The sequence below is a fragment of the Polaribacter sp. M10 genome (assembly GCF_054968445.1).
The window spans coordinates 107,244-133,420 of sequence record NZ_JBSSBG010000006.1; the positions used below are offsets into that span (position 1 = coordinate 107,244).

Annotated in this window: 23 protein-coding genes; 19 read left to right on the forward strand and 4 right to left on the reverse strand. The window is 30.8% G+C overall.

Annotated elements, in window-relative coordinates; all coding sequences use genetic code 11:
• Window positions 1-165 precede the first annotated feature (165 nt).
• Complete coding sequence (locus tag ACWYN7_RS08105) at window positions 166-2,400, forward strand: TonB-dependent receptor family protein (RefSeq protein ID WP_462859425.1); 2,235 nt, start codon at window positions 166-168, stop codon at window positions 2,398-2,400.
• Window positions 2,401-2,617: 217 nt separating this feature from the next.
• Here ACWYN7_RS08105 and msrA read toward each other — a convergent pair whose 3' ends face one another.
• Window positions 2,618-3,283, reverse strand: a complete 666-nt coding sequence (msrA, locus tag ACWYN7_RS08110; RefSeq protein ID WP_462859426.1) for a peptide-methionine (S)-S-oxide reductase MsrA — start codon at window positions 3,281-3,283, stop codon at window positions 2,618-2,620.
• A 243-nt stretch (window positions 3,284-3,526) separates the two neighbouring features.
• Here msrA and dnaX point away from each other — a divergent pair, with 243 nt between their 5' ends.
• Window positions 3,527-5,209 carry a DNA polymerase III subunit gamma/tau gene (gene dnaX / locus ACWYN7_RS08115; protein WP_462859427.1) on the forward strand — a complete coding sequence of 561 codons (1,683 nt, stop codon included), beginning with the start codon at window positions 3,527-3,529 and terminating at the stop codon, window positions 5,207-5,209.
• Here dnaX and ACWYN7_RS08120 read toward each other — a convergent pair.
• Entirely contained in the window at window positions 5,198-7,051 is a 1,854-nt protein-coding gene (locus tag ACWYN7_RS08120; protein ID WP_462859429.1) for a cation:proton antiporter, read from the reverse strand. The genes dnaX and ACWYN7_RS08120 overlap by 12 nt on opposite strands.
• 128 nt (window positions 7,052-7,179) lie before the next feature.
• On the opposite strand from ACWYN7_RS08120, the gene ACWYN7_RS08125 reads away from it, so the two are divergent.
• Both ACWYN7_RS08125 and ACWYN7_RS08130 read left to right on the forward strand, forming a co-directional pair.
• Complete coding sequence (locus tag ACWYN7_RS08125; protein WP_462859430.1) at window positions 7,180-8,013, forward strand: universal stress protein; 834 nt, start codon at window positions 7,180-7,182, stop codon at window positions 8,011-8,013.
• Window positions 8,014-10,218 (forward strand): SulP family inorganic anion transporter, encoded by a 2,205-nt coding sequence (locus tag ACWYN7_RS08130; protein WP_462859431.1) that lies wholly within the window; start codon window positions 8,014-8,016, stop codon window positions 10,216-10,218. It abuts the gene before it with no gap.
• Here ACWYN7_RS08130 and ACWYN7_RS08135 read toward each other — a convergent pair.
• Complete coding sequence (locus tag ACWYN7_RS08135; protein WP_462859432.1) at window positions 10,208-11,521, reverse strand: DEAD/DEAH box helicase; 1,314 nt, start codon at window positions 11,519-11,521, stop codon at window positions 10,208-10,210. The genes ACWYN7_RS08130 and ACWYN7_RS08135 overlap by 11 nt on opposite strands.
• Window positions 11,522-11,642: 121 nt before the next feature.
• Between ACWYN7_RS08135 and ACWYN7_RS08140 the strand changes: the two genes are divergently transcribed.
• Window positions 11,643-12,224, forward strand: a complete 582-nt coding sequence (locus ACWYN7_RS08140; RefSeq protein ID WP_462859433.1) for a MiaE family protein — start codon at window positions 11,643-11,645, stop codon at window positions 12,222-12,224.
• A 69-nt stretch (window positions 12,225-12,293) separates the two neighbouring features.
• A complete protein-coding gene (locus ACWYN7_RS08145; RefSeq protein WP_462859434.1) occupies window positions 12,294-12,725 on the forward strand; it encodes a DUF4268 domain-containing protein in 432 nt (143 codons plus the stop codon).
• A gap of 59 nt (window positions 12,726-12,784) precedes the next feature.
• Here the strand turns inward: ACWYN7_RS08145 and ACWYN7_RS08150 are convergent, their stop codons facing one another.
• Window positions 12,785-13,123, reverse strand: a complete 339-nt coding sequence (locus ACWYN7_RS08150) for a DUF4870 domain-containing protein (RefSeq protein ID WP_462859435.1) — start codon at window positions 13,121-13,123, stop codon at window positions 12,785-12,787.
• Window positions 13,124-13,361: 238 nt separating this feature from the next.
• Between ACWYN7_RS08150 and ACWYN7_RS08155 the strand changes: the two genes are divergently transcribed.
• The 13 genes from ACWYN7_RS08155 (at window position 13,362) to ACWYN7_RS08215 (ending at window position 26,152) form a co-directional block, all read left to right on the forward strand.
• Window positions 13,362-13,862, forward strand: coding sequence for a Dps family protein (locus tag ACWYN7_RS08155; RefSeq protein WP_462859436.1), 501 nt, complete (start codon window positions 13,362-13,364; stop codon window positions 13,860-13,862).
• 51 nt (window positions 13,863-13,913) lie between these two features.
• Window positions 13,914-14,792: a mechanosensitive ion channel family protein gene (locus ACWYN7_RS08160; RefSeq protein WP_462859437.1), complete on the forward strand. Its 879-nt coding sequence runs from the start codon at window positions 13,914-13,916 to the stop codon at window positions 14,790-14,792.
• A 90-nt stretch (window positions 14,793-14,882) separates the two neighbouring features.
• Window positions 14,883-16,271 carry a tRNA uridine-5-carboxymethylaminomethyl(34) synthesis GTPase MnmE gene (gene mnmE / locus ACWYN7_RS08165; protein ID WP_462859438.1) on the forward strand — a complete coding sequence of 463 codons (1,389 nt, stop codon included), beginning with the start codon at window positions 14,883-14,885 and terminating at the stop codon, window positions 16,269-16,271.
• A gap of 130 nt (window positions 16,272-16,401) precedes the next feature.
• Window positions 16,402-16,854, forward strand: coding sequence for a helix-turn-helix domain-containing protein (locus ACWYN7_RS08170; protein WP_255449828.1), 453 nt, complete (start codon window positions 16,402-16,404; stop codon window positions 16,852-16,854).
• Between the two features lie 7 nt (window positions 16,855-16,861).
• Window positions 16,862-17,956, forward strand: coding sequence for a site-specific integrase (locus ACWYN7_RS08175; RefSeq protein ID WP_105473073.1), 1,095 nt, complete (start codon window positions 16,862-16,864; stop codon window positions 17,954-17,956).
• Window positions 17,956-18,903, forward strand: a complete 948-nt coding sequence (locus ACWYN7_RS08180) for a DUF6617 family protein (RefSeq protein ID WP_105473072.1) — start codon at window positions 17,956-17,958, stop codon at window positions 18,901-18,903. The genes ACWYN7_RS08175 and ACWYN7_RS08180 overlap by 1 nt, the downstream gene beginning before the upstream one ends.
• A 156-nt stretch (window positions 18,904-19,059) precedes the next feature.
• Window positions 19,060-19,362, forward strand: a complete 303-nt coding sequence (locus ACWYN7_RS08185; RefSeq protein WP_027879783.1) for a helix-turn-helix domain-containing protein — start codon at window positions 19,060-19,062, stop codon at window positions 19,360-19,362.
• A complete protein-coding gene (locus ACWYN7_RS08190) occupies window positions 19,359-19,655 on the forward strand; it encodes a helix-turn-helix domain-containing protein (protein ID WP_133355496.1) in 297 nt (98 codons plus the stop codon). Before ACWYN7_RS08185 ends, ACWYN7_RS08190 begins: the two co-directional genes overlap by 4 nt.
• The gene (locus tag ACWYN7_RS08195) at window positions 19,642-20,550 is read left to right on the forward strand and encodes a BT4734/BF3469 family protein (RefSeq protein WP_105473071.1); all 909 of its coding nucleotides are present in this window, start codon (window positions 19,642-19,644) and stop codon (window positions 20,548-20,550) included. Before ACWYN7_RS08190 ends, ACWYN7_RS08195 begins: the two co-directional genes overlap by 14 nt.
• Window positions 20,547-22,298 (forward strand): DUF3987 domain-containing protein, encoded by a 1,752-nt coding sequence (locus ACWYN7_RS08200; RefSeq protein ID WP_054851364.1) that lies wholly within the window; start codon window positions 20,547-20,549, stop codon window positions 22,296-22,298. Before ACWYN7_RS08195 ends, ACWYN7_RS08200 begins: the two co-directional genes overlap by 4 nt.
• A gap of 155 nt (window positions 22,299-22,453) precedes the next feature.
• Window positions 22,454-22,750, forward strand: coding sequence for a helix-turn-helix domain-containing protein (locus ACWYN7_RS08205; protein WP_038507003.1), 297 nt, complete (start codon window positions 22,454-22,456; stop codon window positions 22,748-22,750).
• A 15-nt stretch (window positions 22,751-22,765) separates the two neighbouring features.
• Window positions 22,766-24,019 (forward strand): ApeA N-terminal domain 1-containing protein, encoded by a 1,254-nt coding sequence (locus ACWYN7_RS08210; protein WP_013622775.1) that lies wholly within the window; start codon window positions 22,766-22,768, stop codon window positions 24,017-24,019.
• Between the two features lie 21 nt (window positions 24,020-24,040).
• Entirely contained in the window at window positions 24,041-26,152 is a 2,112-nt protein-coding gene (locus tag ACWYN7_RS08215; RefSeq protein WP_054851363.1) for a Piwi domain-containing protein, read from the forward strand.
• Window positions 26,153-26,177 lie beyond the last annotated feature (25 nt).

The following is a 26,177-nucleotide window of genomic DNA, read 5'->3' on the forward strand; positions in this document are numbered from 1 at the left end:
ATTAAGTTACGCTGTAAGTTGAAAAAATAATTTAAAAAAATAAGGATATTGTCCTAACATCACCTCAAATTTATTTTTATTTATTCTAAATAAAACTTGTAAAACTAAAGTGTGGTTGTATATTTGCATCTGACAAAAAACCAATTTATAATTAATCTAAATAAAATGAAGAAAATTACTTTAGTTTTCACTACACTATTATTTACAATATTAATTAATGCTCAAGAAAAAAAGAAAGAATCTATTTCTTTAGATTCAGTGCAACAACTAGATCAAATCATTATTTCATCAGCAACAATTTTTGGCAATAAATATGTAGCAAAAAACAGAACAGGTTCTGCGTATTATTTATCGCCAAAAGAATTGCAAAAATTTAGTTTTACAGACATTAATAAAGCGCTAAGAAGTGTTCCTGGAGTAAGTATTTACGAAGAAGATGGTTTTGGTTTACGTCCTAACATTAGTTTAAGAGGTACATCGCCAGAAAGAAGTGCTAAAATTACGCTTATGGAAGATGGTATTCTAATTGCTCCTGCTCCTTACAGTGCTTCTTCTGCTTATTATTTTCCTACAATTGCAAGAATGGAAGCTATAGAAGTTTTAAAAGGAAGTAGCCAAATACAATATGGCCCTTTTACTACTGGTGGTGCTATTAATATGATTTCTTCTCAAATTCCAACTGAATTTAGAGGTAAAGTTAGGGCAAGTTATGGTAGTTTTAACTCTAATCAATTGCATGCAAAAATTGGTGGAGGTAACACTACTTTTGGTTATCTAATTGAATATTTAAATTATGGTTCTGATGGTTTTAAAACCTTACCAAGTGGAAAAGATACTGGCTTTAATAAAAATGATGTGGTTGCAAAAATTAAAGCAAATCTTTTTCCGAATGCAACTATTCAACAATCGTTAGAATTTAAATTTCAATATTCTGATGAAATTAGTAATGAGACTTATTTAGGTTTAACTGAAACTGATTTTAATACAGATCCTTTTGCCAGATACGCTTCTTCTAACGAAGACAAAATGACTACAGATCATACGCAATATGCACTTACTTATAAAATTGATTTTTCTGATAATCTAAGAGTTACAACAACTGCTTATCAGAATAATTTTTCTAGAAATTGGTATAAATTAAATGACATTACTTTTAACGGCGATAAACAGTCTATTGCAAATGTTATCAATAATCCTACAACATTTTCAGATCATTTTGCCATTGCTAATGGTTCTGTAAATTCTGATGCTGATGCTTTAGGTGTAAAAGCAAATAATAGAGAATATTATTCTACAGGAATACAAACAAAATTAGATTATCATTGGTTTAAAGGCGATTTTTATCACGATTTAGAAGTGGGTTTACGTTATCATTATGATGAAGAAGATCGTTTTCAGTGGGTAGATAAATACAGCATTTCTAATACAGGTAACTTGGCTTTAACTACTGCTGGAGTTGCTGGTACAGATGCCAATAGAATTTCTAGTGCTACTGCTTTTGCTTCTTTTATTACTTATAAACTAAAGTATAAACAATGGACATTTACTCCTGGTATTCGTTACGAAAACATCACTCTTAAAAGAGAAGATTATGGTACTAGCGATGTAAATAGAACGGGTATAAATCTGTCTGAAAGAGAAAATAGTGTAGATGTTTTTATACCTGGTTTGGGCGCAAATTATAAATTTAATAACGATTTTTCAGTTTTTGGTGGCGTACACAAAGGATTTTCTCCTCCAGGAAATCAAGAAGGGCAAGAACCGGAAGAAAGTATCAATTACGAAATTGGTACACGTTTTAATATTGGTGGTATTACTGGTGAATTTGTAGGTTTCTTTAACGATTATTCCAATCTTTTAGGTAGTGATTTAGCAGCTTCTGGTGGAACTGGTTCTTTAGATCAATTTAATGCTGGCGAAGTAAATGTAAACGGATTTGAGCTGTTATTAAACTACAATTTTGCTAAAAAAGACGCCACAGTAAGCTTACCACTTTCTTTTGGATATACGCTTACAAACACAGAATTTAAAAATAGTTTTGGTAGTTCTAATGATTTATGGGGCACAGTTACCACTGGCGATGAAATGCCATACATCCCTAAACACCAATTTAATATCGGTTTTTCTGTAGAACATTCTGATTTTGAAATTAACTTAAATGCACGTTTTAATGGCGTATTTAGAACCCTTGCTGGTTCTGGAGAAATTCCTGATAACGAAAAAGTAGACAGCAATTTTATTGTTGATGCTTCTGGTAAATATTTTATTACTGATGCATTAAGTTTAACCGCTAATATTATAAACTTATTCAATGATACTTACGCTGTATCTAGAGTTCCTGCAGGATTAAGACCTGGACATCCTTTTGGAATCTATGGTGGTTTAGAATTTAAATTCTAAAATTTAGATGTACTTTTAAAATAAAAAAACTCGACAAATTCATTTTGTTCGAGTTTTTTTTATTTCCTTTTTTTAGGTTGATGTTCTAATCATAAGAAACAAAATTAGCATTACAATATCAACCTTATCTCTAAAAACCGAAAGTATTTTATATTTTTTTTTCAGATTCTACTGTTGATGAATTACTAATATTGCCTTAATATTTATCAAACAAAAATTAATGTGATAATTGTTCGCTTGCCTTTAATAACTCAGGAAACTTCTTTTTAAACTTGTTTAATCTAGGAATCGAAACTGCTTTTACATAACTCTGATTGGGATTTCTTTTTTCAAAATCTTGATGATATTCTTCAGCTTCATAAAACTTAGTGTGTTTGGTAACTTCTGTAACAATGTTACCATTGTAAACCTTTTTGTTTAATTTGGCTATTTTAGTCTCAATTATTTGTTTTTCTTTTTCTGTTTGATAAAATGCAATTGATCGATATTGAGAACCATAATCTGGGTGTTGCCCATTTTTTGTAGTAGGATCATGAGAACCAAAAAAAACAGTTACCAAAGTTTCAAAACTTACTTTTTTAGGATTATAATACACAGCCACAGTTTCTGCATGATCTGTTCTACCAGTACCAATAGATTGATAAGTTGGATTTTTGGTATGACCACCAGCATAACCAGAAACAGCTTCTTCTACCCCACTAACACTCTCAAAAATAGCCTCAACACACCAAAAACAACCACTTGCAAAATAGGCTACTTTTGTATCTTTCATTGGTTTGTAAGTCGCTAATTTTTCTTTATTTTCTTCCTTTTTAGAAAAGCCTAAACAAGAAATTAATACTAATGAAAAACAAATGGGCAAAAAGGGTTTTAATAATTTCATATGATATATTTTTATTTGGATGAATGGTCTTAAAAATTATAAATAAAATTTGCACCAAGAAAAACAAATTCCTTGGTACAAATTTCTGAACTTTTAACTCGATAAAAAAACTCGAATTGTTTTATAAGTCGTAGTTATACCAAACTTCATACAATTTGTTTACAACTTTAGCATTTTGTTAAGAAACCTAGTTGCCAAAAATAGAAGAGATACCTATTTTTGTGAGATAAATTAAAAGTATTAATGGAGCACTTTATCGTTTCTGCACGTAAATACAGACCACAAAATTTTGAGGATGTTGTTGGGCAACAAGCCATAACAAACACGTTAGAGAACGCTATAAAAAACAATCACTTAGCCCAAGCTTTATTGTTTACAGGTCCACGTGGAGTGGGTAAAACCTCTTGTGCTCGTATTTTGGCTAAAAAAATAAATCAGCAAGATGTTGAGGTTTCTGATGATGAAGATTTTGCTTTTAATATTTTTGAATTAGATGCTGCTTCTAACAATTCTGTTGATGATATTCGTAGTTTAACAGACCAAGTACGTATACCTCCACAAACAGGAAAATACAAAGTTTACATTATAGATGAGGTACACATGTTATCTCAAGCTGCATTTAATGCCTTTTTAAAAACTTTAGAAGAACCACCTGCTCATGCTATTTTTATTTTAGCAACAACAGAAAAGCATAAAATTATACCAACAATTTTATCTCGTTGTCAAATTTTCGATTTTAAAAGAATTGGTGTTTTAGATGCCAAAAATTATCTAAAAACCATTTGCGAAAAAGAAAATATAACCGCAGAAGATGATGCTTTGCATATAATTGCACAAAAAGCGGATGGTGCAATGCGTGATGCTTTGTCTATTTTTGATAGAGTTGTAAGCTTTTCTGGAAAAGAACTTACACGTGCAGCAGTAACTGAAAACTTAAATGTTTTAGATTACGACACCTATTTTAATATGACAGATTTGTTGCTAAATAACAAAATTCCTGATGTATTAAATGCCTTCAATACAATTTTAGGTAAAGGTTTTGAAGGGCATCATTTTATTAATGGATTGGCAAGTCATTTTAGAGATTTATTGGTTGCTAAAGACAAAGTAACTTTAGATTTACTAGAGGTTGGTGATGCTGCTAAAAAGAAATATTTAGAGCAATCTACAAAAGCAAGTATTCCTTTTTTAATGCAAGCCATTAACAAAGCAAATGACTGCGATTTAAATTATAGAGCTAGTAAAAATCAACGATTGCTGGTGGAATTAACTTTAATGCAGATTGCCTCTATCACTTTTGATGGAGAAAAAAAAAAGCCAGCTAACTACATAATACCAGCTACGTTTTTTCAGGCACTTTCTCCTGCTCCTAAAAAAGTAAAACCACCAATTGTAAATCAGGTAGCTCCTCAGCAACCTAAAAAAGTTGTAGAGCCTAAGCCAGTAAAACCAATTTTAAAATCGGTTAAAAGACGTACTTCTTCACTTTCTTTAAAAAGTATCCATCAGAAAAAGGAAGTAAAAAAATCGATAGCTGAAGAAAATTACGACAATCATCCAAAAGATGTTTTTACTGAAGAAGCTTTAATCAATCTTTGGAAAGAATATCCTGTATTATTGCGTAAAAAAGGTGAAAATAATTTGGCTTCTATTATTGCATCTGGTACACCCAAATTGTCTAATAATTTCGAAATTATTTATGCTGTACCCAGCAATTTAATGCGAGATGAGTTTTTAAAAGGACGACCAAAATTATTGGCTTTTTTAAGAGAAAAACTTAATAATTACGGAATTTCTATAGAAGCTATTGTAAACGAAACGATTCAGAAAAAATTTGCTTACACAAGTCAAGAAAAGTTTAATAAACTGAAAGAAAAAAATCCTTTACTAGAAAAATTACGTCAGGCTTTTGAATTAGACTTCTAATTCTTCTTCTTTAATTTTATAGCTATCACCAATATCTTTACCCAAATAAGAAAACATTAAATCTTTCTTTTCTTGCTTGGCTTTTTCGAATTCTGCAATTAAATATATTCCTTTTTTGTTTTGTATAAATAGAGGAACTGCCTTTTCTTCTTTCGATAAAATCTCTATAATATTATCATATTCTTCTTCATTACGAACTTTAACTTCTGTTATATTTGGATTTTCTCTAAAAGCCTCACTTAGGTTAATATAATCATCTTTGGGAGTAAAAAAGCCATAAGTTTCTTCTAAAGTAGCCTTTTTAACTTCTGTAGAAGAAGCCAATCGAAACGCACCATGTTCTCCAAAAACTTTCGAAAAATTACTTAATGCATATCTGTTTACAGAATCGTTACCTGTTAACGCAATTAAATAACCAACATCATTCAACTCAATATTATCTGTTAATTCATCATCATAAATATTTACGTTAAATGCTTCTAAATCATTTTCAGTCGCTTTTTCGATAAAGTTTTTATTAGAATCTATTAATACCACTCTTTTTCCTTTTTTACTTAAAAAAGTAGCAATTAATCTTGCGGGTTTAGAAGCACCTACTATTAAAATACCATTCGATCTTTTTAGAAAAACGCCCACCATTTTAGCAAATAACCTTGCTGTTGTTGCGTTTAGAAGTACGGTTCCAAGAACAATCATAAACACTAAAGGCGTAATATATTCTGCACCTTCTACACCTTGTTTTAACAATTTACTACCAAATAAAGAAGCAATACCTGCAGCTACAATACCTCTTGGCCCTACCCAACTGATAAAAAGTTTTTCGTTTAATTTTAATTTTGATTTATACGTACTTACAAAAACAGCTAAAGGCCTTACAATAAAAACTACAATAGCAAATAACGAGGCAGTTTTCCAGGTGTATAGTAGCAATAAATCTTTCATGTCGATGTTAGCCGCTAACAATATGAAAAGAATAGAAATTAATAAAACACTTAAAGATTCTTTAAAATACAATAATTCTTTTAAGTTTTTTAATTTACCATTTCCTAAAACCATTCCCATAACAACTACCGCTAAAAGTCCTGATTCGTGTGCAAATATTTCTGATTCTACAAAAACCAAAAGCACTGTAGATAAAGAAACCACATTTAATAAATAATGGGGAATTAATTTTTTATTTACAGCATAAGCCAAAGCATGTGCAAAAGTGAATCCGAAAGTTGTACCAAATAATAATATTTTACCAAATTCAATTAGAGCAGTTTTGGTAAAACCTCCACCTCCACCAACACTAATAAATTCAAAAACCAATACAGCTACTAAAGCCCCAATTGGATCGATTAAAATTCCTTCCCATTTTAAAACCGTTGAAATGTCTTTTTTTAACGGAATGTTTCGTAAAATTGGCGTAATTACGGTTGGCCCAGTAACTATAATTAAACCAGCAAATAGGTAAGATAAATCCCAACCTAAACCAAAAATATAATGGGCAACCACACCTGCTCCAAAAAATGTAATGGCAGAACCTAAAGTAATTAATTTTGTAATAACAGGGCCTACATTTTTTATTTCACTTCTTTTTAGTGTTAACCCACCTTCAAAAAGAATAATACTAATTGCAAGAGACACAAAGTAGTACAAACTCTCACCAGGAAAAAGTCCTTTTTCGCCATTCCATATGGGTTCTATCCATTTTGTACCATCTTCACTAAGGTATTCTGCAGCAATTGGCCCTACTAATAAACCAATTAATATTAAAGGTAAAATTGCGGGAATTTTAAATTTCCAAGCCACCCATTGTGCCAATATTCCTAAAATAATTATCCCTGCTAATTCTAACATATTTTGTGCCTATGATTAATTAGTAAATTTAAGAATGTTTATTTATCATAAAAATAAAATCTATAGTTTTTTTCTTTCTTTTAAAGTTTGGTATATTGTGCCAATAACTACAAAATCAAATAATTTTTTTGCAAAATTTTGATAAACTCCTCATAGGAATTGCTTTTTCACCCAACTTAAAACCTAACTTATTTGAAGCTGTTCGATTAGCGAATATGTTTAATGCGGAATTAGTAGGTGTACATGTAGGAGAAAAATCCGAAGAAAAAGAAAAGAACATTCAAGCTGTTTTAGAAGAAGCAGACGTTTTAAACAATAAATTTACTACAATTTGGCAAGATGGAAATCCTGTTGATGTAATTCTAAACACTTGCAAAAAGCAACAAATCGATTTATTAATATTAGGTGCTTTACAACAAGAAAATTTATACAGGTATTATGTAGGTTCTATTGCCAGAAAAATTACAAGAAAAGCGCCTTGTTCTGTATTATTGTTGATAAAACCTGCCATAACAAGAGTACCTTGCAAACACATTGTTGTGAATGGTTTAGAAGATAAAAAAACCGAAGAAACTATAAAAACATCCTTTGTAATCGCAAATTATTTAAACTGTAATAAAATCACAATTGTAGAAGAGATAAAACAAGATGAATTACAAGTTAAGGTTAACGACGACAGATCTTTACGAAGAGTAAATATTGCCAAAGAAAGAATAGAAACCAGAGAAAACAGACGTGTCAATAAAATTTTAAATGAAATTGAATGTCAGCATTTTTCAGTTAAAATTCAGAGTATTTTCGGCAAAAGAGGATATTCCATTGGGCATTATGCCAAAGTAAAAAGAGCAGATTTATTGGTGATGAACGCATCAAAAAAACTAAGTTTATTAGATCGAATTTTTCCACACGATATCGAATATATTTTATCGGAATTACCAACTGATGTTTTAATTGTAAAATAGATGAAAAAACAAAGTTCGTTTAAAACATTTGTATCAGAAATTCCTAAAAACTTATTTGCAGGTTTTGTAGTGTCTTTAATTGCGCTTCCTTTGGGTTTAGGTTTGGCTTTGGCTTCTGGTGCACCACCTATTTCTGGTGTTATTGCTGCCATTACTGGCGGAATTGTAGTTTCTGTAATTGGTGGTTCTAACGTTACCATTACTGGCCCTGGAAATGGTTTGGTTGTGGTTATTTTAAGCGCAATTACCACGTTAGGAAATGGAGATTTACAGCAAGGTTTTCTATATACTTTAGCTGCAGTTGTGGTTTCTGGAATTATTATGATTATTCTTGGATTTTTAAGAATGGGATCTTTGGGCGATTTCTTTCCTTCGTCTGCCATACAAGGAATGTTAGCTGCCATTGGTATAGGTATTTTTGCCAAACAAATTCACGTAATGTTTGGTAATGTTTCTGCTAAAGGAAGTATTATTACACTACTTTTAAAAGTTCCAGAAGGAATTATCAATTTTATAAAAACAGACAGTTCTAGTGTTTTTTATGCTGGTTTAGTAGGTATATTAAGTTTGTTAATTATGGTTTTTTATGGTAAAATTAGAAATCGATATTTAAAACTGATTCCTGCACCTATGTGGATTGTAATTTTAAGCATCGTTTTTTATACTTATTTCGAATATTTTTCTACTTCTGATTATCCTATTGATCAAAGTTTATTAATCAATTTACCTCAGAAAATTTTATCCAACTTTGCCTTTCCAGATTTTGGTAAAATTTATGAAATCGATTTTATAAGTGCCGTAATTAGTATTACTTTAATTGCGAGTATAGAAAGTTTACTAAGTATAAAAGCAGTTGATAAATTAGATCCTTTAAAAAGAAGATCTAATGTAAATAAAGACATTAGAGCTTTAGGAATTGCCACTGTAATTAGTGGTTTTTTAGGCGGTTTAAATGTAGTAACTGTAATTGCAAGAAGCTCTGTTAATGTAAATAATAAAGGATCCAATAGATCTGCAAACTTTTTTCATGCTAGTTTTTTAGTCTTATTTCTGCTTTTATTCGCTGCTCAATTGCGTAAAATTCCATTGCCTGCTTTGGCTGCAATTTTAGTTTTTACAGGTTACAAATTGGCATCGCCAGTAAATATTATAAAAGTGTTTCAAGTGGGTAAAGAACAATTAATTATCTTTTTAATTACCCTACTTACAACCATAGCAACCAGTTTAATAACTGGAATTTTAGTCGGAATTCTAGCAACTTTTATCATACATATAATCATTAATAAAAATGCTTCTTTGTTTTTTAAAAACATCATTAAACCTAATGTTTTAATGTTTAAAGAAGATGGCATTTATTACGTAAGTGTTAAGAATTTTTCTAGTTTTTTAAATTATACCAAATTAAAAAACAAGCTAAATCAAATTCCAGAAACAGAAGAAGCCATTATCGATTTTTCTTTGTGTGATTTTGTTGATGATTCTGTGATGGAAAACATGAACAATTATGCAGAAAGTTTTACCAGAAAAGGTGGCCATTTTGAGGTTATTGGTTTAGATGATGCACAATCTGAAAGCAATCATCCTTTTGCTTTGCGTAAAATTATTCCGAAACAAATACACAATTTAAATAAAGTTTTTACCAAAAGACAAGATTTAATAGAAAACATCAGCAAAACAATGCATTGGCAATATGATGCGTTTTCTGAAGTTGAAATGGAAGAATTACACAATTTTGGTTACTTTAAAACAAGGAGGATTGAAAAAATATCTAACATACTCACTAATAATTCTTGTACCATTTTTGATGTCCATTTTTCTGAAGGCGAATTAATTGCAAAGCAAATTGTAAAAACCACGATGATGCACATAAACCCCAAAAAAAATATTCCAGATTTTACGTTGGATAAAGAAGGTTTGTTTGAGCATATTTTGCATTTTGTGGGCTATGCTGATATTGATTTAGAAAATCATCCAGATTTTAGCAAACGCTTTTATTTATCTGGAAAAGATGAAATGAAAATAAAAGAGTTCTTTACTGATGAACTGATTTTATTTTTTGAAAGCAACAAACAATATCATATTTCTGCCAGCCAAAATGGACTTTTAATCTTTGGTAATGAGCGTTTGGCAAGTGTTAAAGAAATAAAAGCGCTCGCGTATTTTGGTATTGGTTTACAAAATAGTATTGATAAAATTACACCATAAAAACTCGAACTTTTTTATTTTTTAAACGCACATTATTTAATTCTTCTACCAATCTTTTTGCCTCTGTTACTGGTACTGCAACAAATGCACAATCTTGTTTTAGCTCAATAATACCCAATTGATCTTTATTTAAATTTCCTTTTTTAAAGAACAAACCAGCAAGATCTCCTTTAGAAATTTTGTCTTTTCTACCACCAGAAACAAACAAAGTTTCCCAAAAAACAGGTTTTAGTTTTTGTTGATGGGTTATATCAGTATTTGTAAATCCTTTAATAAATTCTGGCAAAATTTCCTTTTTCCATTTTAACACATAAGCTGTTCCTTTGGCATCTACTCTGGCTGTTCTTCCATTTCTATGGGTAAATTCTTCTATTCTTTGTGGCAATTCGTAATGAATAATGTATTGCAATTCTGGGATATCTATTCCTCTAGCAGCTAAATCTGTGGCCAATAAAATCTGACTTGTTCCATTTCTAAATTTAATTAAAGAACGCTCACGATCTCTTTGCTCCATACCTCCTGAAAAACAAGTATGTGTAATTTTACTCTTGGTTAAAAAATCACTTACATTATCAATACTACTTTTTAGATTGCAAAAAATAATTCCGGGTTTGTTACCAATATATTTTAATAAGTTAACTAAAGTTTCATTTTTATTTTTTGCCTCTGATGCAACAATCTTAATATCTAATTTTTTAGATTTTTTTCCGGTTAAATAATTGATAATGCTAGGATTATTTAGGTTAACAAAATCAGGAATTTCGGCATCTTGTGTTGCTGATGTTAAAATTCGTTTGTTAATATTTGGCAATTGATTGATAATACCTCTCATTTCATACTCAAAACCAACTTCTAAAGATTTATCAAACTCATCTAAAATTAAAGTTTTTATACTTTCTTTAGAAAAACGATCGTTGGCAAAATGATCAGAAATTCTACCAGGAGTACCAATTAAAATACTTGGTGTATGTTTTATTTCTATTTTATCTTTAGCCATAGAACGCCCTCCATAAACTGCATTTACTTTAAAACCTGTACCCATTTCTCTAATTACTTGCTCAATTTGAATAGCTAATTCTCTAGAAGGCACTAAGATTAACACTTGAATATCTTTATTTTCAGGGTCTATCAACTTTAAAGTTGGCAACAAAAAAGCTAACGTTTTACCTGTTCCTGTAGGCGAAAGAAGTATTGTATTTGCTGTGGTATCTATTACAGAAATGGCTTCATTTTGCATTTCATTCAACTCATAAATATTCAATTTTGCTAAAATATCTTCTTGATTCTTAATGCTATTTGCCATACTTGTTATTGCTGTAAAAATTAAATGAACTTAATGGTTTTTAAATTCGGTTCAAAGATAGTTAGTCTTTTATCAAAAAAGGGTGTATATTTTTTTACTTTTGTGTTTTCAAATTAAAACAATGTTAGGCTTACAATTCGAAACAGAAACTTCTTGGGCAGAAATTGCAAAAGTAAATTTGCAACAAATATTAACAGACCATGCATTTTTAGAACAAAAAGCAGCTTCTAATGCAGTATCTATCATTATTAATTATTCAGAAGAAACAGAACTAGTTAAAGAAATGAGCAATATTGCTATAGAAGAAATGCAACATTTTAAAATGGTGCATTTGCTAATGGTAAAAAGAGGAATGGTTTTAGGTCGTGAGCAGAAAAATGATTATGCAGTTCGTTTGCAGAAATTTTTCCCAAAAACAAAAGACAGAACCAATGCTTTAATTCAACGTTTGTTAGTGGCTGCTTTAATAGAAGCTAGAAGTTGTGAGCGCTTTAAGGTTTTTTCTGAAAATATGGAAGATGAAGAATTGCAAAAGTTCTACAAAAACTTAATGATTTCAGAAGCCAATCATTATACTACATTTTTACAATTTGCTAGAGAATATCAAGATAGAACAATTGTTGATGAAAAATGGAATGCTTTATTAAAGTTTGAAGCAGAAATGATGAAAGAAAGAGGAAAAACGGCTAAAATTCACGGGTAACTCAATTCTGAGTTGTGAGTTCTTAATTAAAAATTACAGAATTCAAAAACTTAAACTTTAAACTATTAAATGTTCTCTAAAGAAGAAGCAGCAAAATTACGTAAACTATTCTGGACAAGTTTTGGCAAATCTTTTCCTAGAAAATGGCTTTTGTACAATACTAAAATAAAAGGGTTTTCTTTTAAGTTTGTTGCAGATCGAAAAAAGGCAATGGTTTGTTTGGATATCGAAAATCCGGATGAATTGGTAAATCTTTTGTATTACGATCAATTACTTTCTTTAAAAACGCTGTTAGAAACTGAACTGCCAGAAGTAATTTTTGATGATGATTATCTTTTAGAAAGCGGAAAAACAATCCATAGAATTTACGTTCCTTTTGATAAAAAATTTAGCATTTACAACAAAGATACTTGGCGCGATTGTTATGAATTTTATGTAGCAACTATGGAAAAATTTGAACTCTTCTTTTATGAATATGAAGATGTAATTAAAAACATCTAATTACCATCACAAAAAAAATCGCCATAAAGACGATTTTTACTTTTATTTCTTCTTCTCTTCTATTTTATAATATTTATCGAAAACGGATAATTTGGTGCTTCTCTATTACTTGCTTTAATGGCATTAATTATCGGAAAAATTAAATAAAATATTCCAATAGCTATTAATCCTAAAACACCTAAACCTAGTAATAAAATTAAAGGAATACAGATTAAAATGTAAATAAACATCGATATTCTAAAATTGATAATTGCTTTACCATGTGCATCCATGTTTATAATTTCATCCTTTTTGGTTAGCCATAACACTAATGGCACAATAAAACCACCAATACCAGTTACAAAATCTAATAACTGACTTAAATGTGTTAAAACTAATAGTTGTTTATCTTCTTTCATCTTTATAATTGTTGTTTGGTTTGTATCTATTTGTCGCTAAAATTACAGTTTTGTTACAATTTATCGCTCAGAAATACATCATTATTTAAGCTAAACTACTTAATTCTGATGCAATTAAGAAAATCTACTATAAAAACAATCAAAATGTAAATAGGTTAACATCTCATTTGTTTGAGCAAAAAAACACTTCACTTTCAAAATATCTTTGTATCAATAATAATTTTAAAACCTTAACATTATGGATTACCTTAACATAGACAACCAAAAAGTATTACCTGTAGTATCAGAATTAAATGTACTACTCGCAGATTTTCATGTGTATTATCAAAAACTAAGAAATTTTCATTGGAACATCCTTGGAAAAAACTTTTTTGATTTACACAATAAGTTCGAAGAAATGTACAATGATACTAGAGTTAAAATTGATGAAATTGCAGAGCGAATTGTAACCTTAAAATACCATCCAATTAGTAAATTATCAGATTATATTGAGGTTTCTAAAATAAAAGAATCTTCGCCTTTATTATCTGATGATGAAATGGTGAAAGAAATTATAGAAGATCATAAAATTATTTTAGAACAATTTGGCAAAGTTGTAGATAGAGCAGAAAAAGCAAAAGATGAAGGCACTTTAGATTTAATTGGTGCATACATTAGAGAGTTAGAAAAATCAACTTGGATGTTAAACGCTTGGTCTAAAGACTCAAAAGAAGAATTGAATTCAAGTTTTGTTAAATAATAGTTCTTGTACTTAAGAAAATCATTTTAATAACAAAACGCAAACCTACTCATGGATAAAATAATAGAAAAACTAGAAACCTGGAAAGACATTTTTTTAAAAAACATACCCAACATTGCCATAGCAGTTGTTGTGGTATTTATAGCATACTTTGCCTCTAGAGCAATCAATAAATTTATTTCTAACAACTTAAGAAATAGAATTAAGCAAGAATCTGTAAGAAATTTAGTTTCTAGAGTTTCTTCTGCTATTATATTCTTGTTTGGGCTGTATATTGCAATGACCGTTTTAAAGTTCGATGATACTTTAAAAACCATTGTTTCTGCAGCTGGGGTTTCTGGTATTGTTGTTGGTTTGGCCCTTCAAGGCACACTTTCTAACACAATTTCTGGTGTTGTTTTATCTTTTAGACACAATTTAAATATCGGTAATTGGGTAGAAACCAATGGTTATGCAGGAGAAGTTATTGATATAAATTTAAACTACTTTGTAATTCGTGAAGCTGATCATAATACAGTTGTTATACCTAATAAAACCATTTTAGAAAATCCGTTTAAAAATTACTCGTTAACTACAAAAATGAGAATTTCTTTAGAGTGTGGTGTAGAATATGGTGCGGATTTAGAATTTGTAGAAGAGTTGACAAAAAAAACAATACAAAATCATTTTGATCAAAAACAATACAATAAAAAAGTAGAGTTTTATTTTACTGAATTTGGTGATAGTTCTATCAATTTTTTATGCAGATTTTGGATAGAATCCGAAAATGCACTTGAAAGATTAAGTGGAAAAAGTAAGGCCATTATAGAACTTAAAAAGGCATTTGATAAAGAGAATATAAACATTCCTTTCCCAATTAGAACTTTAGAGTTTACCAATAAATTGAATGTAAATAATGATATTGCTAGAAAACAAATGGCATCAAACTAACAAAAAGTTTATTTAGATAATTAGAAAAAAGCACTACGTAATTTGTAGTGCTTTTTCTTTTCTGATAAAATCTTTATGTATTTTTGCAGCATGATTAAAAACGATACTATTATAGCTTTAGCAACTCCTTCTGGTGTTGGAGCAATTGCTGTTATTAGGCTTTCTGGCGAAAATGCAATTACAATTGCTGATGCTTTTTTTAAATCGATAAAAAAAGGAAAATCATTAAAAAATCAGAAATCGCATACCATTCATTTAGGGCATATTGTTGATAAGGGTATTGTTTTAGATGAAGTTTTAGTATCTGTTTTTAAAAATCCTAATTCGTATACTGGCGAAAATGTAGTAGAAATTTCTTGCCATGGTTCTAGTTTTATTCAGCAAGAAATTATACAATTGTTTCTAAAAAATGGTTGTAGAATGGCTGATAATGGAGAGTTTACCATGCGTGCTTTTTTAAATGGCAAAATGGATTTAAGTCAGGCAGAAGCTGTAGCAGATGTTATTGCTTCGAATTCAGCAGCAAGCCATCAGATGGCAATTCAGCAAATGCGTGGTGGAATTACAAATGAACTTAAAGAATTAAGAGGTCAGTTATTAGATTTTGCAGCATTAATAGAATTAGAACTCGATTTTTCTGGTGAAGATGTAGAGTTTGCTGATAGAACTCGTTTTAAAGAATTGGTAGCAAAAATTACTTTTGTTTTAAAACGTTTAATTGATAGTTTTTCTTTTGGTAATGCCATGAAAAACGGAATTCCTGTAGCCATAATTGGCGAACCTAATGTTGGAAAATCTACTTTATTAAATGCTCTTTTAAACGAAGAAAAAGCCATAGTTTCTGATATTGCTGGTACTACAAGAGATGCCATAGAAGACGAACTAATTATAGAAGGTGTTGCTTTTCGTTTTATTGATACAGCAGGTATTAGAGAAACCAAAGACGTTGTAGAAAACATTGGTATTAAAAAAGCCTATGAAAAGGCAGAAAATGCACAACTGATTATTTTTATTATAGACGCTAGAACAGAAAAAAAAGCACAAAGACAAAAAGAGATCTATACCATAAAAGAACGTTTCCCAAATAAGCGTTTGTTAGTTATTGCCAATAAAATCGATTTGATCTCTGATGATGAAAAAGCTGCGTTAGAATTAGAAATTGAAAATTTAATTCCTCTTTCCGCAAAAAATAAAACAGGTATTGAGAAATTGAAAAAAGAATTAACATCTTTAGTTAATATTGGTGCTTTAAGCAATAACGAAACGATTGTTACCAACTCTCGCCATTTCGAAGCTTTGAATAATGCTTTAATAGCGATTACTTCTGTACAACAAGGTATTGATTTAGAAATTTCTACGGATTTATTTTCTATTGATATTCGTGAATGTTTGCGGCATTTAGGTGCAATTACTGGAGATTATGATGTAGATAAAGATATTTTAGGTCATATTTTCTCTAACTTTTGTATCGGAAAGTAACTTACTTTCTTTTATTTGTTAATCCCTTGTTATTGTTGACTTTATAGTGTTTTATCTTCTTTTATTTGTTGCTTATTTACTCTTTTTTGATTAAATTTGTTGTATATCTGTTGCCTTAAATACGGATTTGTTGCCCAAATCTGTTGGCGAAAATAAAGGCGAAATGATGCACCATAACGCACCACGTTGCACCATTACGCTACATAAAGCACCATTTATGAGCAGTAATTTATTCATTCCTAAAACTTGTAAGCATTGCGGTAATGCCTTCACAGCACGTACAACAGTTACTAAATACTGTGGCGATACTTGTGCAAAAAGAGCATATAAGGCACGTAAGCGTAAAGAAAAAATCCAAGCTACTCTTACTGAAGATATGCAACAGCAAAAACAAGTTGTTGAAGTTCACAATCCTAATGCTGTAAATAACAAGGATTTTTTAAGCGTTACAGAAGCCTCACAACTTATTGGTGTGAGTAGATGGACCATTCAAAGAATGATTCAACAAGGACGTTTAAAAGCAGTTCCTTTTGGTAGAAAGCGTATTGTGGCCAGATGGCAAATAGAAAACCTCTTTAATTAATTCCATTATGAAAGTAACATTAAGACAACGCAAGAAAAACGACAAAATAAGCCTGTATTTAGATTACTATCATAAAGGTAAACGTAAAACCGAATACTTACGCTTATACCTTACACCAAATCCTAAAACCAAAACGGAAAGAGAGGTAAACAGGAAAACGAAGCAACTTGCAGAAACTATTTGTGCACAACGACAGATTGAAATTCAAAACGGTATTTATGGCTTTCAAGATATTGAAAAGCTAAAAGGCAGTTTTATTACTTATATCACAGCTTTAGCAGAAAAGAAAAATACAAGCTCTGGCAATTATGGTAATTGGAATAGTATGCTAAAACATTTAAAAAAGTTTTGTCCAACTGATGTTAGTTTTCAAGATATAGACAAATCATTTGTTGAGCGTTTCAAAGAGTATTTAGATAAAGATGCAATAGGTAGAGCAGGTAAGCAATTGTCTCAAAATTCAAAATATTCATATTTCGGGAAATTTTCAGCAGCATTAAAACAGGCTGTAAAGGATGGTATATTAAAAGTAAATCCTGCAAATGGTGTTGAATACTTTAAACAAGGCGAACCTCAACGAGAATTTTTAACGCTTGATGAATTACAAAAGGCAGTTAATACAGAATGTGAACTACCTATTTTAAAAAATGCTTTTATTTTTTCAGCTTTAACCGGATTACGTTGGTCAGATATTGAAAAACTAATATGGTCAGAAATCCAGCACTCTAAAGAAATGGGATATTATATCAGATTTAGACAAAAGAAAACTAAAGGTGTAGAAACCTTACCAATATCAGACCAAGCAAGAAATCTATTAGGAGAAAAAGGTAATCCAGATGATAAAGTGTTTGATGGCTTACATTATAGTGCCTGGTCTAACTTAAAGCTACAACAATGGATGATGAAAGCAGGTATTACTAAAAATATAACCTTCCATTGCGCGCGCCATACCTACGCTACCTTACAATTAACATTGGGTACAGACATATATACAGTATCAAAATTATTAGGTCATAAAGAATTACGCACTACACAGATATATGCTAAAGTAATTGACGATAAAAAGAAAGAAGCTGCTAACCGTATTCAACTGGATTTATAATGAAAGGAAGTGTATTTTCAAGTTTGGTTTCTATAACCAATGGCTTACATAGAGATAATAGACAAAAAAAGGATTTTAAATACCTACTGTCTGATTTTAAATTGAATCCAAAAGCCAATAATGCAGTTTTTAAAGTAAACTTTAAAAAGCCTTTAAATGCGAAAAAAGAATACTACCAAAAGCTAATCTTTATTGAAACAGAAAATACAGTAGCATCATTTTCAAAAGAATTTCCCGTAAATGCAACTACACCGGAAAATAAATATAGCTATACTATTCTACTTAATAAATTTGATAAGTACTTAAATGACATTGCAACTTATATCAATAAGAGAGGAATAACAGCAGATTTAAATAATGATGATAATTATATCATAAACTACTTAAAAGTGTCTGCTATAAGATTGTATGCTGAACTACAAGAGCAATACGGTCAGTTTTCAGAAAACACAACATTTTCTATTTCAGAAATTGCAGAAAAATACTTTAATGATGAAACTTTTGATGTTAATGTGATAGAAAAGAGCACCACTAAAAAAGTTGCTACCAAAAAAACATCAAAAACGAAAGCAAAACCAAAGACTTCTTTCGGATATAAAAGTAATGACACTTCAACTTTGCTAACTGTGCTCAAACTGGTAAATCTAAAAATAGATTTGTTAGATAACCGTACAACTGTAGAACAGTTGCACGAACTCTTATTAGCAAAAGATTTCACAAATACAGAATCGCAAATTTATCTTCAATGCGAGACGACACAGTTTAGTTACCTTGTAACAAAACTTAAACCATTTTTTATTTATTTCAATCCTACGGCAATAGAACGTTCTGGAAAATTTGTTACCAAAACAGGTACGCTATTAAAGGCTAATAATCTTCACAAAAACAAAGTTCATAACCCAAAAGAAAAGGAAGAAATAGATAAAATTATCCAACAACTGCAATAAAAAACAGTAAGAATAGTAAGAAACCTTACTGTTGTCTTACCCTTGTTTTACACTCTTACTAAAATCGAGAAGCCAATTTTGAACCTTTGTCCTGTTCTTGAAAACCAAGAATGACATTTGGCCAGATGTCCTCATTTATTTAAAACAAAATAAACGATGGACACAAATATCATCGAAAAGTTAGACCGCATTGAAAAACTCTTGTTAGAGCAACAAACAATGCAAAAGCAAGTATTAAACTTTAATGAAACTTGCAAGTATTTAGAATTATCCCAATCGCACTTGTATAAACTTACAAGTACGGGAACCATTCCACATTATAAACCGAATGGTAAAAAGATTTATTTCCAACGAGAAGAGTTAGACCATTGGTTACTACGTAACCGTATGGACTCAAGAGATGAAATCGAACAGCAAGCTGCCGATTACCTAATTAAGAAAGGAGCGGTGAAGTTATGACAGAAATAATCGATTTACTCTTAACGCTCTCGCAAGATGTTAAGGACTTAAAAGCACGTATCGAATTGTTGCGACAATCGAGAGCAGAAGTATTAAAAGATACGTGGATAGACAATCAAGATGTATTGCAGACTTTACATATTAGTAAGCGTACGTTGCAAACTTTAAGAACCAATGGCACTTTGCCTTACAGCAAAGTAAAAGGTAAATTTTACTATAGAGTTGCTGACATAGAGCAATTGCTTCAAGACAACTACTACAACCATAATTTCAAGCAAGATGGAAATAAGTAGAGAAGCAATTTTAGACAAAACACATTATGGCTTAAAGATTTATGCCTATGTGTTAAGACAGTATTATCCTGATACAACAGTCCTTTCCGTAAAAGGAAGGGACTGCGGGATAACTCGTAACCCATTTAATGGTGGAAAAGAAACTTTACGGATTCATATTGATGGAGTGATTGCAACCCATAGAGATACCGAACTAAAAACCTTTAACGGTGATGTATTTGAATTTGCCAAATATCATTTTAAAACTATTGATGAAGCTGATTTATTGCAGAAAATAAATGAAGCAGTACATCTGAATTTAGAAATCAAAGAAAATGACGAGTTAGAATGGTTAAACGAACCAGACGATACCTGGTATGCTTACTGTAGCTTTTTCAAAGCACCTGTTCGTAATGTATTTCCTGCGGAAACATTGCGACTGCATCAAATATTTGCATTAATCACAAGTGATAAATACAAAAGGATTACTGAAGAATTAAGAGCAATTACCAATGTAAAAGAAGCACGTAAATTCAAAGCAAATCGCTTTGATTACGTAACACTTTCAGGAACATTTGAAAAACGAAGTGATAACAATTTGCTAAAGCATTCTAATCTATTAACGATTGATTTTGACCATTTAGAGAATTTACAAGAGTTAAGAACACAACTCTTAAATGATGAATATTTTGAAACCGAAATGCTATTCATATCACCATCTGGTGATGGTTTAAAATGGATTATTAGAATAGATATTTCAGAAGTATCACATTCAGAGTATTTCACAGCAGTTGCAAATTACATTAAACACAATTATAACATTGAGGTTGACCAGTCAGGTAAAGACGTTTCCAGAGCGTGTTTTTTACCATATGACCCAACAGCCTTTTTACATAAAAGACATCAAGCATTATGACTAAAATATTTAACCCAAAAGATTGGTTAGAAGTTCCTAAAGAGCCAACAAAACCAAAAAGCAACACAGCAACAACTAATGTTGTTGCTGTTGCTGATAACGACATTGAATCCTACATTTCAGCAATCGAGCAATCAGGTACAGACATAACAGGAAGTTATGCCACTTGGAGAGATTTAGGCTTTGCTTTAGCAGAAGAATATGGAGAAATAGGTAGAGATTATTTCCACCGTATGAGTAAAAATTATGCAGGTTACGATGCTAAAGAGTGTGATGCACAATTCGATAAATGCTCAAACGCAAAAGGACACGGAATTACAATTGCTACCTTTTATCACTATGCACATCAGTCAGGTATCAAACCGACTAAACAACAGTATAACAACGAAGTTGCAACAAACGTTGCAACTGTTGTCGATACAGCCAACCAATCAATGCCTACAATACCAGAAACGGTATATGAGAATTTGCCACAGTTTTTACAACAAGTTGTAAATCCTGCTAATGGACAAGAAGAAAAGGACATTTTATTGTTAGGTTCATTAACAGCATTTAGTGCGTGTTTTCCTAAACTCTTTGGTATCTATGACCAACGTAGAGTATTCAGCAACTTATATTTATTTGTAACCGCACCTGCATCTGCAGGTAAAGGAAGACTTAACCAAATTAAAAATTTGGTAGAGCCTGTTCATAAATTAAAACGAGAACAAGCCAAAGTATTAAAGCAGCAATTTCAAGCAGAAACTGCTACTTATAATATGAATAAAGGCAAAGATGAAAACTTGGAAAAACCGAGTAAACCGCCAGAGCGAATGCTGTTCATTCCTGCTAACAATAGTGTAACAGGCGTATATCAATTAATTTCTGATAATAAAGGCAGAGGTTTAATTTTTGAAACCGAAGGCGATACATTAGCACAAGCCTTTAAAAGTGATTATGGCAATTATTCCGATGGATTTCGTAAAGCATTTCATCACGAAACCATAAGCTATTATCGTAGAACAGATAGAGAATATGTAGATATTGAGAAACCGTGCTTGTCAACAGTATTATCAGGCACACCTAAACAAGTGGCAACCTTAATACCCAATGCAGAAAATGGGCTATTTAGTCGCTTTATGTTTTACTATATGAATATAAAACCAACTTGGAAAAATGTATTTCAAAATAGTAATAAGTTAGGTTTAGATGATTACTATAACCAATTAGGTAGTGAGTTTTTAGAATTGTACAAAACGCTAAAAAACAACCCAGAGATTGAAATACGATTAACCACAACCCAACAACAGCAATTCAATACGTTCTTTGAATCCTTACAGACCAAATACATCAACCTACAACCCGAAGAGTACATCGCAACAATAAGGCGATTAGGCTTAATTGCGTTTAGGATAATGATGCTATTCACAGCATTCCGAATTATGGAGGATGGTGATGTAAACGCAACTAAAGAATGTGAGGATATAGATTTTAAAAATGCACTAACCATAATTTCAATTTTAGTAAAACACAGTAGTAAAGTATTTAATGATTTACCAATAGAGCAAAAAGCAACAAAACGCTTAAATAGAAAAGAACGCTTTTTAGAAAGTTTGCCAAAGCAATTTAGCAGACAAGAGTATTTAGATTTAGCCACAAAACAAAGCATCGCACACAAAACCGCAGAAGGCTATATTACCAAATTTGTTGATGCAGGTTTAATATACAGAGAAGCACACAACAACTATTCAAATCCTGCAAAGACATAGTTAAGGATTTTAAGGATTTAAGGATATGATTAAATTGACTTCCTCAAATCCTTAATATCCTCATTACCTGTTAATAACTGTTTATATCTTTTTACTTTCCTTTGGTTTCCTTTTGTTAAATTAGACAAAATTTGACAAGTCTAAATAATTCTATTATGGAGTTTGGAGAGTACATACGTTCATTGCGTGAAAAACGCAATTTGCTATTAAGGGAAATGGCTGCAAACCTAAATATGGATGTTGCCTATTTAAGTAAAATAGAACGAGGAAATCGGATGGCAAGACGCGAACAAGTAGTTGCTTTTGCCAAAACATTAAAAGAAGACGAAAACGAATTAATTAAGCTATGGATGTCCGAACAAATTGTACTAATGCTCAAAAATGAAAAGGAGCGTACGGAAATCCTCAAAATAGCTGAAGAAAAAATTAGTAAGATTGTAAAAAAGGGTTAGGATTTAAAGTAATTTATGTTTAAAGAGAATAAATATTATGGCGAGGTATGGTTTAAATCTGCAGAGGATAATAAGTGCTTTTGTGTATTAGAGTTAATTAATGATGAAGTACACATAACGACCAATTTGTCAGAAAGATTACCTGCCTATCAAATAGAGTTAATTTATGGGGTTTTTACAGGTTTAGGCTATTTAACTTTTGTAAACTGCAAGATTAAAAACAGTAGCAATGGAATAGTAGAGACTAAAACTTATAAGCCTAAATATACGTTTGCTTGTGCATATCATTTAATTGAACCTATAGGTTTGAAAATTAATGAATTTCAAATTGACAATTTAGCAATAGTGAGTTGGGTTAGAAAAATGCATTGGTATAATTCTTTAGAAGACAAACTTGAAAAAGAGGATGACGTAGTCCACAATACGAATATTACTGAAGACTTATCTATTAAAATCACAAAATCAACATCATATACTTCTAACCACAACTTTTTTAGAATGGACAATGTTGGATATGTCGATTTTAAATCAGAAAAAAAATTGAGTATTCTTGAGAGTATAGATTTATATAATTCATTTCAAAAATTATTTCATTTTTTATACGGTAAGTCTGTACAATTTAAAGCTTTTAATTTTAAATGTTTAAGCTGTGGTAATTGGGCTTCGTTATATTACAAGGATGATTTCAACAAAGAAAACATATCTGGTTTTATAGCGCTTGACTATGATACTATTAAAGATGATTTGTCCAATATAATTAAGCATTGGTATAACAATGAAGGCATAGGTTATTGTGCTGATATTATTATCGAAAATTTACTCTCGGTTAAAACGAGCCATAGTAGGCGATTTACAAATTCCTATACAGCTTTCGAAGCTTATAGTTTGAAATTTGGTAATAAGATTAAGAACTCATCTTTTGCCAAAGATTTATTAGAACAAAAGCAATTATTAGTCGATATAACTAATATTCCAGAAGATGATATTAAAACATATGTATCAAAGATTGTTCGTCATCGAGATTATTTAATACATCGCACTAAAACAAAAAACAATATTTTTTCACAGTTTGAACTATTGTATATATCCTTTTTATTAGATTATTTGGTTGGTTTAGGCTTGGTGAAACAAATGGAAGTTTCTGATAAAATTATTGAAAAAATAATAGAGCGTGCTAAATCTACATACCAAGATATGCAGTCTGTAAATAGACTACTAAACAAAGATTTATTAGTTGATAACAATAATAAAGTTCAACCTTCTATGTAAAATTACAATATAATTTCATTTATGCAAGAACACCTAAAAACCAACATACTAAACTTTAAATGGCCTAATAGTGCGCCTACTATTTATTTAACTTTAGAGGATATTGAAGGTAGTCATCCTATCCATAAATCTAAATTTTCAAGGCAGATAAAAGAGGTGTTTCCAGATGCAGACTTATCTAACAAAGACCAAATATTTACAACATTTACAACAGAAATACCAGATGCACCAAGCATTAAGCTAAATTTAGTAGATGGTAGAGAATTAAGAATTTATAAGCAATTCCTTAAACATAAATTAAGAAGCTATTTTAAATCGAAAGACTATATAGTAGTAAAAAACTTCGTTGGTGATGTACAAGTGTGGATGCCTTCAAAAAAAGGGAATACAGCAGACTATAACCTCTACTATAAATTTTCATTTAAGATACAGTTTGCAAAACTCACAGACTTACCAGAGTTAATTGTATCATACGATGGTACTTCAAAAGTCCTTACAACATCGGTTAAGGATATAGAGGATTCAGAGTTAATAAAACGTTGTGTATATGGTCAAAAAACGTTCAATTACCAAATGGACCTCGATACAGAGGAAAAACAAGAATTTTACAATGCTATTCAGTTTGACCAAGCATACCCAATTTTTAATTTGTCATTAGCACGAGCATTAGATATACCTATTGAGGAACCTATAAGACCAATTAATAAATATCAAAAGTACGTAGCACTTATTAATAATTTTGCAACCAACTATCTGTTTAAAGAAGATTTTAAAGTCATATTTCCATTTAAAACTGATACGTTTATAGATGTGCCACTCAATCGTATCAACCATATCGACCCACAAGTAGGTTTATTGGAATTTGGTAAAGACCAATACGGTAACAAGAAAACCCATTTAGTGCCTAAAAAGGCAATGAATATCCTAAACCCTTACAGACGTCCAAACAATCAAAATATCAAGATATTTTTCATTTGCCATACTTCTCATAAAGATTCGGTATTGTCTTTCTATCAAAATTTAAAGGAAGGTGTAAATACAGAAAAGAATTATTATAAAGGATTAGAAGCCTATGTGAACATTAAAGCATCATCATCCAAAGAACACTTCATTGAATTTACCAACGAAAACGACCCAATACCAGAAATAATTGAAAAGTTAGAGAGTTTAACCTTCGACCACGATAATGTGCTTTACGCAGCTTTTTATTTAAGTCCTTTCGATAAGTTCACACAAAATCCCGAAGACCGCGAAATCTATATTCAAATCAAAGAACTGTTTTTAAATGAAGGCATTGTTACACAAGTGGTAGATTATGAAAAAATGGTGGTCAATATCGAGAATCAATACAACTTCCAATTTTCATTGCAAAATATGGCGTTAGCTATTCACGCCAAATTAGGTGGCGCACCTTGGAAACTTGCAGTAACCGATAAAAAAGAATTAGTAATAGGTGTTGGTGCATTTACCAATCAAGGCGAAAACAGACGTTATATAGCAAGTGCCTTTAGTTTTCAAAACAATGGCTTATTTAGAAAGTTCGAATATTTTGACCAAAGCGAAACAGACCTATTGGCAGGAAGTATATGTAAAGCCATTAGAGATTTTACATCGGTTGCAGAAGCAGATAAAGTAGTCATTCACTTCTATAAGGAAATGAGTTACGAGGAACTAAAACCAATTATTAGAGGGATGCATACATTAGGGTTAAAAATTCCGCTCTACATTCTAAATATCAATAAAACAGAAGCAGAAGATATTATTGCTTACGACCTTAATTGGAACAAAAAGTTAATGCCTGTAAGTGGTACATACATACGTATTAGCGAAAATCAATTTTTGTTGTTTAATAATGCACGTTACCCTAATTCACAGCGGTATTCAGATACAGATGGTTATCCGTTCCCAATAAAAATTAAGGTAAGCAGTCCAGATGAAGATGCTTTTGAAGATGCAGATGTAGTGTTAGAATTATTAACACAAGTGTATCAGTTTAGCAGATTATATTGGAAATCGCTTCGACAACAAAATGTACCAATCACAATAAAATATCCAGAAATGGTAGCACAAATAGCACCACGTTTTAATAATGGCGTTCCAGACGATGCTAAAGATGCTCTATGGTTTTTGTAATTTACCAATCAATTTATTTGCAACA

What these genes read in the sequence shown, in the direction of transcription:
- ACWYN7_RS08160 (WP_462859437.1), top strand. Translation starts at nt 13,914, where the DNA reads ATGGATAAAATAATAGAAAAACTAGAAACCTGGAAAGACATTTTTTTA.
- ACWYN7_RS08140 (WP_462859433.1), top strand. Translation starts at nt 11,643, where the DNA reads ATGTTAGGCTTACAATTCGAAACAGAAACTTCTTGGGCAGAAATTGCA.
- ACWYN7_RS08120 (WP_462859429.1), bottom strand. Translation starts at nt 7,051, where the DNA reads ATGTTAGAATTAGCAGGGATAATTATTTTAGGAATATTGGCACAATGG.
- ACWYN7_RS08145 (WP_462859434.1), top strand. Translation starts at nt 12,294, where the DNA reads ATGTTCTCTAAAGAAGAAGCAGCAAAATTACGTAAACTATTCTGGACA.
- dnaX (WP_462859427.1), top strand. Translation starts at nt 3,527, where the DNA reads ATGGAGCACTTTATCGTTTCTGCACGTAAATACAGACCACAAAATTTT.
- ACWYN7_RS08205 (WP_038507003.1), top strand. Translation starts at nt 22,454, where the DNA reads ATGGAGTTTGGAGAGTACATACGTTCATTGCGTGAAAAACGCAATTTG.
- ACWYN7_RS08180 (WP_105473072.1), top strand. Translation starts at nt 17,956, where the DNA reads ATGAAAGGAAGTGTATTTTCAAGTTTGGTTTCTATAACCAATGGCTTA.
- ACWYN7_RS08215 (WP_054851363.1), top strand. Translation starts at nt 24,041, where the DNA reads ATGCAAGAACACCTAAAAACCAACATACTAAACTTTAAATGGCCTAAT.
- mnmE (WP_462859438.1), top strand. Translation starts at nt 14,883, where the DNA reads ATGATTAAAAACGATACTATTATAGCTTTAGCAACTCCTTCTGGTGTT.
- ACWYN7_RS08150 (WP_462859435.1), bottom strand. Translation starts at nt 13,123, where the DNA reads ATGAAAGAAGATAAACAACTATTAGTTTTAACACATTTAAGTCAGTTA.
- ACWYN7_RS08195 (WP_105473071.1), top strand. Translation starts at nt 19,642, where the DNA reads ATGGAAATAAGTAGAGAAGCAATTTTAGACAAAACACATTATGGCTTA.
- ACWYN7_RS08105 (WP_462859425.1), top strand. Translation starts at nt 166, where the DNA reads ATGAAGAAAATTACTTTAGTTTTCACTACACTATTATTTACAATATTA.
- ACWYN7_RS08175 (WP_105473073.1), top strand. Translation starts at nt 16,862, where the DNA reads ATGAAAGTAACATTAAGACAACGCAAGAAAAACGACAAAATAAGCCTG.
- ACWYN7_RS08190 (WP_133355496.1), top strand. Translation starts at nt 19,359, where the DNA reads ATGACAGAAATAATCGATTTACTCTTAACGCTCTCGCAAGATGTTAAG.
- ACWYN7_RS08130 (WP_462859431.1), top strand. Translation starts at nt 8,014, where the DNA reads ATGAAAAAACAAAGTTCGTTTAAAACATTTGTATCAGAAATTCCTAAA.
- msrA (WP_462859426.1), bottom strand. Translation starts at nt 3,283, where the DNA reads ATGAAATTATTAAAACCCTTTTTGCCCATTTGTTTTTCATTAGTATTA.
- ACWYN7_RS08200 (WP_054851364.1), top strand. Translation starts at nt 20,547, where the DNA reads ATGACTAAAATATTTAACCCAAAAGATTGGTTAGAAGTTCCTAAAGAG.
- ACWYN7_RS08185 (WP_027879783.1), top strand. Translation starts at nt 19,060, where the DNA reads ATGGACACAAATATCATCGAAAAGTTAGACCGCATTGAAAAACTCTTG.
- ACWYN7_RS08135 (WP_462859432.1), bottom strand. Translation starts at nt 11,521, where the DNA reads ATGGCAAATAGCATTAAGAATCAAGAAGATATTTTAGCAAAATTGAAT.
- ACWYN7_RS08155 (WP_462859436.1), top strand. Translation starts at nt 13,362, where the DNA reads ATGGATTACCTTAACATAGACAACCAAAAAGTATTACCTGTAGTATCA.
- ACWYN7_RS08210 (WP_013622775.1), top strand. Translation starts at nt 22,766, where the DNA reads ATGTTTAAAGAGAATAAATATTATGGCGAGGTATGGTTTAAATCTGCA.